7 protein-coding genes are annotated in these 11,418 nt (G+C 55.0%); 6 read left to right on the top strand and 1 reads right to left on the bottom strand.

The window, feature by feature from the left end; all coding sequences use genetic code 11:
• Positions 1 to 35 precede the first annotated feature (35 nt).
• Entirely contained in the window at positions 36 to 1,400 is a 1,365-nt protein-coding gene (locus ACIPR4_RS07815) for a hypothetical protein (protein WP_013568120.1), read from the top strand.
• Positions 1,401 to 1,409: 9 nt separating this feature from the next.
• Here ACIPR4_RS07815 and ACIPR4_RS07810 read toward each other — a convergent pair whose 3' ends face one another.
• Positions 1,410 to 2,879, bottom strand: a complete 1,470-nt coding sequence (locus ACIPR4_RS07810) for a DHA2 family efflux MFS transporter permease subunit (protein WP_245536483.1) — start codon at positions 2,877 to 2,879, stop codon at positions 1,410 to 1,412.
• A gap of 130 nt (positions 2,880 to 3,009) precedes the next feature.
• On the opposite strand from ACIPR4_RS07810, the gene ACIPR4_RS07805 reads away from it, so the two are divergent.
• The 5 genes from ACIPR4_RS07805 to ACIPR4_RS07785 all read left to right on the top strand — a co-directional run bounded on the left by ACIPR4_RS07805 (position 3,010) and on the right by ACIPR4_RS07785 (position 11,212).
• Positions 3,010 to 3,594 carry a KdsC family phosphatase gene (locus ACIPR4_RS07805; RefSeq protein WP_013568118.1) on the top strand — a complete coding sequence of 195 codons (585 nt, stop codon included), beginning with the start codon at positions 3,010 to 3,012 and terminating at the stop codon, positions 3,592 to 3,594.
• Between the two features lie 455 nt (positions 3,595 to 4,049).
• On the top strand, positions 4,050 to 5,429 hold the full coding sequence (locus tag ACIPR4_RS07800) for an HD-GYP domain-containing protein (protein ID WP_013568117.1): 1,380 nt from the start codon (positions 4,050 to 4,052) through the stop codon (positions 5,427 to 5,429).
• Positions 5,430 to 5,594: 165 nt separating this feature from the next.
• The gene (locus ACIPR4_RS22905; protein WP_222829267.1) at positions 5,595 to 8,519 is read left to right on the top strand and encodes a c-type cytochrome; all 2,925 of its coding nucleotides are present in this window, start codon (positions 5,595 to 5,597) and stop codon (positions 8,517 to 8,519) included.
• A gap of 19 nt (positions 8,520 to 8,538) precedes the next feature.
• Positions 8,539 to 9,282 carry a hypothetical protein gene (locus tag ACIPR4_RS07790; RefSeq protein WP_013568115.1) on the top strand — a complete coding sequence of 248 codons (744 nt, stop codon included), beginning with the start codon at positions 8,539 to 8,541 and terminating at the stop codon, positions 9,280 to 9,282.
• Between the two features lie 13 nt (positions 9,283 to 9,295).
• Positions 9,296 to 11,212, top strand: a complete 1,917-nt coding sequence (locus ACIPR4_RS07785; RefSeq protein ID WP_013568114.1) for a GMC family oxidoreductase — start codon at positions 9,296 to 9,298, stop codon at positions 11,210 to 11,212.
• The last annotated feature ends 206 nt before the right edge of the window (positions 11,213 to 11,418 follow it).

The raw sequence follows: 11,418 nt of genomic DNA, 5'->3' as shown, positions 1-11,418 counted from the left end.
CCGCAGTTTTTGCTTCAATCGGTACCGGAGGATCGATGTTTCCTCAAAGACTCAGGCGCAGTAGTCCACAAGCATCTCTACTTCGCTCATGCGTTCTTCTAGCGCTCTGCCTCACTCCCCTACGGCTCTTCGCAAGCTCGGGATGCACGGTCAAGTCCAACGACTACTTTGGATGGAAGGCGGAGAAAATATCCAATCACTGGGTTGAACTCACCATCGTCCCTCAGCTGGGTGGACGTCTGATGCAGGTTCACTTCGGCGAGCATGACTTTCTCTTCGTCAGCGATCAGCTCAAGGGAAAGGTCATCCCACCCGATCCTCTCAGCCATGCATGGAACAACTACGGAGGAGATAAGATCTGGCCGATGCCCGAGGGCTCCGACGACGAACAGCACTGGCCCGGCGCAGAAGGCTCTCTGCTCGACAGCGCTCCGTACAAGCTGGATGTGCTCTCGCAGGGCCCGACCTGCGCCATACGACTTACGGGCCCAAGTGACCCCTTCACCGGCCAGCAGTACATTCGCGAGATCAGTCTCGGCGAAGACTCTCCCATCATCTCCTTCCACGCCGTGATGAAGAATACCGGTGGATATCCGAGAAGCTGGTCTGAACAATCGGTCTCGCAGTACAACACCGCCTCCGTCGATGACACGAGCAAAATCAACCCGCATCTCTGGGGTATTGCCGCCGCAAACCCCTCGAGTGAATACTTGAACGGCTACCATGTACGCACGGGCATGGCAGGCAACTCCACCTATTCCGTAGAAGACAATCTATTCAAAGTCCATCCGGCAAAAGCCAACGGCTCCGGCGAAGTCTGGATCGACTCACACGAAGGATGGCTTGCCGTCGCCGATGGAGCGAGCGGCTACACCATGATCGAGCGCGTTCGCTACCAACCGCAAGCGAAGTATCCAGACAAAGCCTCAATGATCTTCTACGTCAATGCGCCACGCCAGCACCATGCTGGCGACGAAGAAAATGAGCATCCTGAAGTTCTCTACATGGAAGCAGAGGTCAACAGTCCCATCGTCGAGCTCGCTCCTGGGGAGTCCTACGCCATGGATACGCAGTGGTTTCCCACACGCGGCGGCGAAGCACTCAAAGCAGTCACCTTCGGCGGCATCGTAGAAACACCGCTGCAGGCAACTGCATCCGCAAGCGGTACGCTTCTCACCGGACAATTCGGAAGCTTTTATGAGGGCGTCCTGATGGCTCATTTTTACGGCAGTGGAGGCAACCCTCTGGGCATATCCAAACTGGAGAACTTGAATCCGTTGGAACAGATCCACCTTAATACATCGATCCATCCGCCAGCTGAGACCAGACGTATCTCCATCCACGTGGTTGATCAGGCGGGCATCGACCGCGGCCCACTTGGCGAAGCCATGATCAAGTAAGCAGCAACCTCATCCCCCGGGATGCAGCACTTTGTGCATACTCACATCGTCACCGTCGCCGGATTTCAAACTACGAAAGACCATCGTCGAGGCAATGGTAAGAACCCCTAATGCGGTGAGCGCCTTGTGGATGCCATGCACCATCTCTACCGCATTGGAATGAGTACTGGGAATGAAGAAGGCTGTTGCCAGACCTGCGGTTGCAACGCCAAAGCTGACCGACATCTGCTGCATGGTACTTGCGATCGAACTTGCACTGCTGGTGTCTTTATCCGTGATGTCGGCATAGACCAGCGTATTCATGCTGGAATACTGCAGCGATGAAAAAGCTCCATAGATAAAAGCTTGCAGTACGATCAGCCAGACCGGTGTTCCCGGACCGATCGTCGCGAACACCAACAGAAGTACGCCGAGGATGAGGGTGTTGGATACGAGCACAACACGATAGCCGACGCGACGCAAAAGAGAGGGCATAATCGTTTTCATTCCCATCGATGCGATGGCCTGAGGCATGATGAGCAGACCCGATTGAATCGGAGTGAAGCCCAGACCCACCTGATAAAGAAGCGGCAGAAGAAAGGGTACGCCTCCAATTCCGAGGCGCGTAAAAAAGCTACCGCTTACGGCGGCCCGGAAAGTACGAATACTAAAGAGTCGCAGCTGCAGTAGCGGAAAAGGTAAACCCTTCGCGTGAATCCAATAGCCTGCCAGTAAAACGAAGGACAGGGCCAGCAGTCCGGACATCTCTCGCCCGCTCAGAGCATGCTCGCCGAAGATCTCCAGCACATACGAAAGCAATGCGATTCCAGAGCCAAAAAGAATGAGTCCAACGATATCCAGGGCAGGCGTAATGGCCTGCCGATAATCAGGCAGGTGCTTGTAAACAAGGATGAGACCTACGAGCCCAATTGGAATATTCAGGAAGAAAATGAAGCGCCAATGGAGATAGCCGACAATGAGCCCGCCGGCGATCGGGCCGAGCATGGGTGCGACCAAAGCCGGTATGGAAACAAAGCTCATCGTGCGGAGAAGATCCGACTTTGCAAAGGTCCGCACCAACGTCAACCGGCCAACCGGCACCATCATGGCTCCACCACATCCTTGCAGGATGCGGCAGGCGACGAGCAGATGGATATCGCTCGATATGCCACATAGGAGCGAACCAAGCGTAAACAGGCCGATCGCCGTAGAGAACACACGGCGGGTACCAAAACGATCTGCCATCCAGCCACTGATCGGAATGAATACCGCGAGGCTGAGCGTATAGCTTGCCAGTACAGCCTTCATACTGAGCGGAGCCACACCCAGGGCAGCCGAGATCGTCGGGACCGCAGTATTGAGGATGGTTGTGTCCAGCGACTCCATAAAAAACGCAACAGCAACCAGCCATGGCAACAGGCGTCTCGAAGCAGCGGAGGGAGAATTCGGAGATGGAGGAACGACCGAAGCGTCAGCTGGATCCATAATGGAGGAAGGCAAGTACGTGCATCTGTGACTATCTTAGTGGATGAGCGCCTATTCTTTGGGATGCACGCGAGCGTTCCGCTTGCAAATGCTTTTCGGTTTCGGTGAAACAGGCGCATCACACATTTTCTTCCGGAGTTGCCCTATGTTCCCTCTCGCTCTGTCTGACCTTGCTTCGCCTGATGTTCTGGCCCGCGCCCGTAAGATCAAACTCTTCCTGATGGATGTTGACGGAACTTTGACGGATGGCGGAGTCTGCCTGATCTCGGCTACTGTAGCGAGTTCAACCGAAGCCCCGACGGTGACCGAGATGAAAGTGTTCAATGCTCAGGACGGGCAAGGGCTGTCGCTGGCTCGCACGATGGGCATCCAGACAGGGTTCATCACGGGTAGATCTTCACCAGCGGTCTCCAAGCGTGCCGAAGAGTTGAAGGTCAACTTCGTCTACCTGGGACAGGCGAGCAAGACTCAGGCCTTTGAGGAGTGTTTGCAAAAGGCGGGAGTGACCGAAGATGAGGTCGCCTACATGGGCGACGATCTTCCAGATATTCCTTTGGCACTTCGCGCCGGCTTAGGAGTATGCGTAGCCGATGGTGTGGAGGATCTGAAGACCGTTTGCAATTTTACGACCAGCCGCAAGGGCGGGCGCGGAGCGGCGCGTGAGGTAATCGAACTTATTTTAAAAGCACAAGGGCGTTGGGAGGAAGCAGTTCCCTTGGCGCTGGCCTAGTTCGGATACCGTCAAAAATATCGCATGTAGCTGCTTTTAAAAACATCTTAGGCCATCGTGCGACCGCAGAGCAGATCCTAGGTTGGGTTTTCACTTAGGTGCGCGACCACACATCGTGCTCTATGCGAGCTATTTTCCCAGCGCTTGCTCACGGACCGAAGGGCACAATCGCGCGATAAATCTTTGAGGGCGCCTTGAACCTGATTCCATGTTCGAGTTTCTCGTTTGTCCCAACGAACAAGCAACACTTCATTATCCGAGACGTCGCCTATTCGATGGGCTACCACACAGATCTCGGAGAGTTCCAGCACCAGAATTATTCTGCGCTAAACATTTATTCATGGCTGCCGATAAGGCCTGAAGATGCGGATTATCAGCGACGAAGATATCACTGTTGGTATCGCGATCAGAATTTCTGAGAATTGGTCTTACATGCATGTTGAAAGAGCTAATCCATGAGTAACCATTACGCCCCCCCGGAATGGGACGAGGCAAGCGATCCCCCTCTCTCGGACATTCTTGCACGTCTCTCATGCGCATTGGATCTGGCGGAAGGCATGCCCATAGGTCATGCACTGCGCACGTGCATCCTCAGCATGCGTCTCGCTCGAAGGATCAGAATTTCAGAATCGGAAATAAGCGATCTCTTTTTCGCGGCACTCCTCAAAGATGTCGGCAGCGCAAGTCGCAGGACGCAGGTCTTCGATCTGCTTGCACTGGAAAGCACGAACGCGCAGCTTTTTCTTCGCAATCGACCGTGGGACAGTTCTCACTGGAACCATCTCCCTCAACTGCTACAACAATCGCGTCTGGGCCCAAATCCTGCGGTTGGAATACAGCGCGTCCTTCGAGTGGCCCTTCATAAAAACAGGATCGCGCGCGGGCTCAATCGATCCAGTAGCGAAGAAGGATATGCCGTAGCTCAAGAGCTGGGTTTATCCACGCGAACTGCAGAGACCGTCCTCCATCGTGATGAATACTGGGATGGCACTGGTAGACCAACGGGCAAGCGACATGGACAGATTCCGCTTCTCTCCCGCATTTTAGGTATTGCACAGATGCTGGAAGCGGTTGGTACAGCCAAAGGGCACGAAAGCGCGATTCGCTTGCTCCATCGCAGATCAATGAATCGGTTCGATCCCGGGCTTGTGGCTGCGGCAACACTTCTGCATGATCAAGGACCTCTTTGGAACGACATGGAGTCCCAGAATTTGGTCGCAACCGCGTTGCGTCTCGGACCACAGAACAGTCTTCTTCCTGCACCGCCTTCAACGATCGACCGTCTCTGCGTTGCATTTGCCCGCATTATCGACGCACGGTCGCGTTTTACATACCGGCACTCGGAGCGGGTTGCGCAAATTGCGATCTCGATCGGAGTAGAGATGGGTATCGATGAACATCGCATGGGAGTGTTGCGTCGCGCTGCGCTTCTACACGATCTTGGAAATCTTATGCAACCACCCCCCACTTCGGAGCAGCAGGCCAAACCGACGAAGGATGAACTGACTCTACGCGATCGGCATACCCAGCAGGCAAACGATCTGCTTCAGGCCACCCCAGGCTTCTCAGAAGTCGCGGAAGTTATCCTGGGACATCACGAACGCCTGGACGGTTCTGGCTATCCCCTGCGTCGCAAGGGCGAAGAGATCCCTGTGCTCTCGCGTATTTTGGGAGTAGCGGAGGTGTTCGATACGCTCTCTTCCGAACGTCCGTATCAACCGAGGATGTCACCCAAGGCAGTCTATTCCCTGCTTGAGGCAGCAACTCCTGTTGCCTTTGATCCCCGCTGTGTCCATGCTCTTTACGTCACAGCTGCTCTTCACGCTGCAGCGTAAACGAAAAGCATTTCCTTAAGGATTTTGAGGCGCCGCTTCGGCGATGTGCCATCGAGAACAAGAGCGCAAACTCCTTCCAGTTCCCTCCTTTCTGCGGTGTATTATGTTGCGCACTCGGCCGTGGATGGTGAATCGGTTTCCTGGAGGCGCTTCTTGATCGGGCCAGTGCAAAAAACGAAAACCCTAAAAAGCCCGTCGTCTACTCCTCCACTTGGCTGGATGGTGGTTCAGGTATTCAAAGCGGAGGGGCAGACCTATCCTGCGCTCACCGTGGAGTTATTTGGTTGGTTTGACTTCACATTGGGTCTGCTTATCTTTTTCGCTCCCTTCTTTGTTTCTTCTCTCCTGAATTTGCCCCCACTCAGTCAGGAGACATCGCATTACGTTCGACTGGTGGGCTTACTTGTCTCCGGCCTTGGCATGCTTTATGTGGTGAGCGGACGCCTGAGCTCGCAGGGTTTCATCTTTGCTTCCATGCTCGACCGCCCGCTTGTTCCAGTAGTGATGGCGATCCTCTGGTATCGGAATATGATTCCTGGCGCACTTGCACTGGCCTTTTCGATCTCAGATTTTTCAGGTTTCCTGTGGACACTATCGGCATGGCAGGCGGAAGTCCGCCGTACTTTGCCCGCAGAGCGACCTCTCCCACGATTCGCCGCAGCTCTCTTCGGCTTTCTCAGCGGAGTAGCTCGCAATGCGAGGACATTTCATCCTGATGGCAGAGTTTTCCGTGGCACCATCCTGTCCCTGAATCCAGAACAGCCGGCCCTCGCGAAAGCAGCGAAAAGCTTCGGCGAGAGCGCTGTGTTGTTACGCATCGGTATGGGCCTTATGAAGAAAGGCATGCCGAGTTGGCTGGCAAAACTTATTCCCGATGCGCCCAGCATCGCGGCTCGAATTTTCTCGCCTGACTCTCCAGAGGAGATCCGACTGGAGCGTCGTCCGATGGAAGACCTCGATCTGCTCTGTACTGCTGGTGGAGACAGGCTTTGGAAATTGGTTTTAAATTTAGCCACGGGCGGGTGGAACTTCGGCCTTCATCGCTATAACTTCTTTGATAACAAGTATTTCGCGCAGATACCGTACCGCCTCGAGGAGGGCTCTGGGGTGTGGTTCAGATTAGTAGCCGGTGCAGATGCGGTAGAGCTTGGCGGTGCTCCGATGGATCCCGCAGCGCGTGACCGGGGCCTCTCACAGGTGGTGGCCGGACACGGCACTCTCCGCATCGAGGCCCAGCGAACTGGAAACCGTCACGAACCTTTTGTGCCCATCGCGGAAATTCGCTTCGAGGAAGAAATTTACATCGACCAGGAGACGCTCCACTTCGACCCGGTGGCTGGCCGCGGTCTCGTGCCACAAGGCTATCTCACCGAAGTTCGAAAAGTCGTCTATCCTGCAAGCGTTTCGAGTCGCCCAGCCAGCGTGCAGGAACGCAACGCGCGGGAAAACGAAGGCCTCATTCCACGATTGGAGCGCTTCCTGACTCAGGCACCGAGTTCTCCACTCGAAGAAGGAACACCAGACATGAACCCTTCTACCTATCTACCCTCTGAACGGCTTAGCCGATGGCGGTGGCTCAAGATCGCATCGCTCATAGTTCTTGTGGTCTTCCTTGTAGCGGGCGTCTATCTCACAGTACGGCTCACACGTGATCGCCCAGTCGAATATGCCGACGATGAACAGCACTTCAAGTATGGGTCGACTGGAGGCGAGCGAACCATGGGGATTCCCTACTGGTTCTGGGTCGCCCTCCCTGAGATCTTCCCCGAATATCTACCCGACCACAAGGCTGGCCGCGGCTACCAATCTTTAGGCATGATCTACGAGGAGGGCAAAGACCCGCGCTACGACTTACCTGTCGGTGTTTCCCGACGCAACGTTCGAGGGATCGATGTGGTTTACCTTAACTGCGCCGTCTGTCACACCGGCACCGTTCGCGACTCGGAGGGTGCCAAGCCGCGTGTGATCTCAGGCATGCCCGCTCAGGGACTGAACCTGGGTGCCTTCGAGAAGTTCCTGACTTCAATTCCTCTTGATCAGAAGTTCACACCGCAACACATGCTCGATCAGATCCACGCCATGGAAAACGATCCGAAGCGCCTCATTGAAAAGCCTGATCTGATCAACAGGCTCATCTTTCGCTACTATGCCGTTTACCTGATGCGCGAGAAGATGCTGATGCTCAACCAGCGCCTCGGGTTTATCCATACCGCCACATGGGGACCGGGACGCGTAGACACCTTCAATGCACCGAAGGCACTCCTTAACTTCAACATGACCCACGCCGACCCGAAAGAAATGATGGGCAACGCAGACTTTCCATCGATCTGGAACCAAGGCCCGCGCGAAGGCATGCAACTCCACTGGGATGGCAACAACACTTCCGTCAATGAGCGCAATCTTTCTGCGGCTTTCGGCACAGGGGCCTATCCACCCACACTCGACGCCAAGCTCGTGCAGCGAACGGCGACCTGGCTGTTGACCGCGAAGCCGCTTCCCTATCCTTATCCGATCGATTCGCAATTGGCCCAACAAGGAGCACCGATCTATGCGCAACACTGCGCCTACTGTCACGGTGAGCGCAACGCACCCTTTCACGGCGATCAAGTTGGCAAGGTCGTGCCGATCGAGAAGATCGGTACAGACCGCTCCCGGCTTGACTCCTACACGTACCTTGTCGCCGCTAACCAGGGAACGCTTTACGCGGGATACGAGAAAGACTGGGGCTTTGGCCCACCCTATCCACAGCGCTTCTCACACTTCCACAAGACGCAGGGATATGCCAACTCGCCGCTCGACGGTATCTGGCTACGCGCTCCATATCTGCATAACGGCTCCGTCCCAAATCTCCGCGAGCTGCTTGAGCCCTCAGCGAATCGGTCCGTCACCTTCTATCGCGGCAATGACGTCTACGATCCGCAGAATGTCGGTTTTGTCTCAAACGTTGCGGAACAGAATGGCATGTCGTTCTTTGCCTATGACACGACCGCTGTGGGCAACGGCCATCAAGGACATGAGGGGTCAGCCTACGGGACGGACCTGCTGCCTGCCGAAAAGCGTGCCTTGCTCGAATACCTTAAGACTTTCTGAATCCATACGGAGACCGGCGATGACAGTGACTCACAGTAAAAAATATCTTCTGATCGTCGGGCTTCTTCTCTTGACAGGCATCCTCGCCGGGCTTGGGATCTGGTACAAAATGTTTCGCGTGGCAGCCCAGCCCGCATGGATCAATGCCAATGCAAGAAACAGCTTTCTCTATGGATCTGTGGATGCAGAAAAATCCGCAGGCATCCCTTACTGGATCTGGCTCACCCTTCCCCGCATCTTTCCGGAATATCTACCTGGTCCCGGAGGATATGCCTCTCTCGGTTTTTCGTGGGAGGAGACCCTGGAAATGCCCGTGGGCTTTTCCAAGCGGACAGTCGGTTATGTTCGTGTAGCTGGCAACTGCGCGCTCTGTCATGCATACTCCACCTCCAACGGGCCGGATGCCGCCCCGACGGTCTTCGCCGCGGGACCAGGCCATACGGCTGAGGTCCAGAGGCTTCTGGCTTTCTATAAGCAGTGCGCGCAGGATCCGCGCTTCAATGCTGACAATCTTTTGGATGAGATTTCCATGGCTACTAAATTATCCGTCGCGGATAAGCTGATCTATCGATATATATTGATCCCAAAGACTCGGGAACGCTTCCTGCAGTCGGACATCGTGATCGTCGATTCAGCGCTGTGGCAACATAGTCAAAATCCACGTTCCGGAACGATCTTTCGGAAACACCTGCAAGATCTTGAAACAGGCCTGAAAGGGCAGGAGAAAGACCAACTCGATATGTACCTCAAAACTCTCCGATAATGCGAACTCTGGTATGACGGCAACAGACCCTGTTACAAACGAAACTGATACAGATTGGGAGTACATCGTCGTGGGATCGGGCGCGGGCGGCGGCACGGTCGCTGCGCGGCTGGCGGAAGAAGGCTGCAAAGTCATTCTGCTGGAAGCCGGGGGAGACCCAACCCAACTTACTGGAAGCAATGCCTTAAGCCCCAACGAGAACACCCTTCCAGCCGACTACGAAGTTCCTGCATTCCATGGTTCGGCCTCTGAAAACTCCGCAGTGAAGTGGGACTTTTTTGTAAGGCACTATGGCAAAGAAGCAGATCAGCAGCTTGATCCCTCGTATCGCCCGGAACTTGGCGGTGTTCTCTATCCTCGTGCCGGAACGCTGGGTGGCTGCACCGCTCATAACGCGATGATCTTTGTTTATCCGCAGAATGAAGACTGGGATTACATCGCGGAGTTGACCGGGGATGAGAGCTGGCGTCCGGACAAGATGCGTCTGTGCTTCGAACGTATGGAGCGTTGCGAACACCGTCCCGTCTACCGATGGCTAGCGAAGCTCGGTTTGAATCCGACGCGTCACGGTTGGCGCGGCTGGCTTTCTACCGAACGCGCCCTGCCAATTTCTCTCCTCTTCAACAGAGCCCTTGCGCGAGCGGTGATTGATGCTGGCCTGGAAGCCTTCAAAGAAGACGGCAGACAATTCAATCGGATCAAGTGGTTCCTCGAAAGCGGTCTCGATCCGAATGACTGGCGTCTGGTCCGGGACCGGTCGACAGGCATCCGCTATCTTCCGCTTACAACGCAGGATCATGCACGCACGAGTTCTCGAGAGCGAGTTTTGGATGTGGCAAACCGCTTTCCAAAAAATCTGAAAATCGTGATGAACGCGCTGGCGACTCGAGTCCTCTTCGATCAGGCCAATCGCGCGATCGGGGTGGAGTATCTTCAAGGCGATCGCCTCTATCGCGCACATACAAACCCCAATCGCGAACCGGGAGAGAAGAAATCGATCTACGCTTCACGTGAGGTGATCCTGGCTGGAGGAGCGTTTAACACGCCGCAGCTTTTGATGCTCTCCGGCATAGGTGCGCGCGAGACACTTAACCAACACGGCATAGCGGTACGCGTCGACCTTCCTGGTGTCGGCAAAAACCTGCAGGACCGCTACGAGATCAGCGTCGTCAACCGGATGAAGTTCAAAGCATGGAGCGCTTACAAAGGAGCCCGCTTTACCTCTGACGATCGGCAGTTCCGCAGATGGAAGAGGGATCGTGGAGGGATCTATTCGACAAACGGCTCCGTGCTCACACTCTTCCGTCGTTCTCCCGTCGCCGACGAGGTGCCGGACCTCTTCTGCATGTCCCTTCTCGCTCGCTTTTCGGGGTACTTTCCTTCGTATTCACGCGTCTTTGCGGAGAAACTAAATTACCTGACCTGGGTGGTGCTGAAGGCACACACGCGCAATCGGGCCGGTGAGATCACGCTGCGGTCAGACGATCCTCAAGACACGCCTCTCATCAACTTCAATTACTTTCAGGACGGCGGAGATGAAGACCTTACCGCTGTAGTCGATGGCATTCGTTTCGTTCGCCGACTCAGCACGAAGCTGAAAGAGGATGGCATGATCGAAGCGGAAGAGTTGCCAGGCGAGCACCTCGAATCAGACGATGACCTGAAGCAGTACATCCGCTCCAACTGCTGGGGACATCACGCCTCATGCACCTGTTCGATTGGGCCCATCGAGCAGAACGGCGTACTGGACAGCAACTTTCGCGTGCATAAGACCCAGGGTTTGCGCGTCGTCGACGCCTCTGCCTTCCCACGTATCCCTGGATTTTTCATCGCGTGCGCGACGTACATGCTCGGAGAAAAGGCCGCTGGAGTCATCCTGGCAGAGCGTGCAAACTCACCACAGCAAAGCAATTCCTTTCCTGAAGATTAACAGAGTCAACAATTCCATCCCTGTGTTACATTGATCGCGCCGTAAAGCAGCAATGGGCCCTTTCCTTTTAAAAGGAGCTTCTATGCCATACGATGCCGAACAATTACTCAAACGGGCCTGCGCTCAGTGTGCCCATCCAGGTCAGGTACGAACGTATGCAGATGCAATCAGCATAACTTCTAGTGTTATCTCTCCGAGGTTCGTTC

This window comes from Terriglobus saanensis SP1PR4 (assembly GCF_000179915.2).
Classification (GTDB): Bacteria; Acidobacteriota; Terriglobia; order Terriglobales; family Acidobacteriaceae; genus Terriglobus; species Terriglobus saanensis.
Note: the sequence above shows the minus strand (reverse complement) of the source record. Positions and strands in the feature narration are given on the sequence as shown.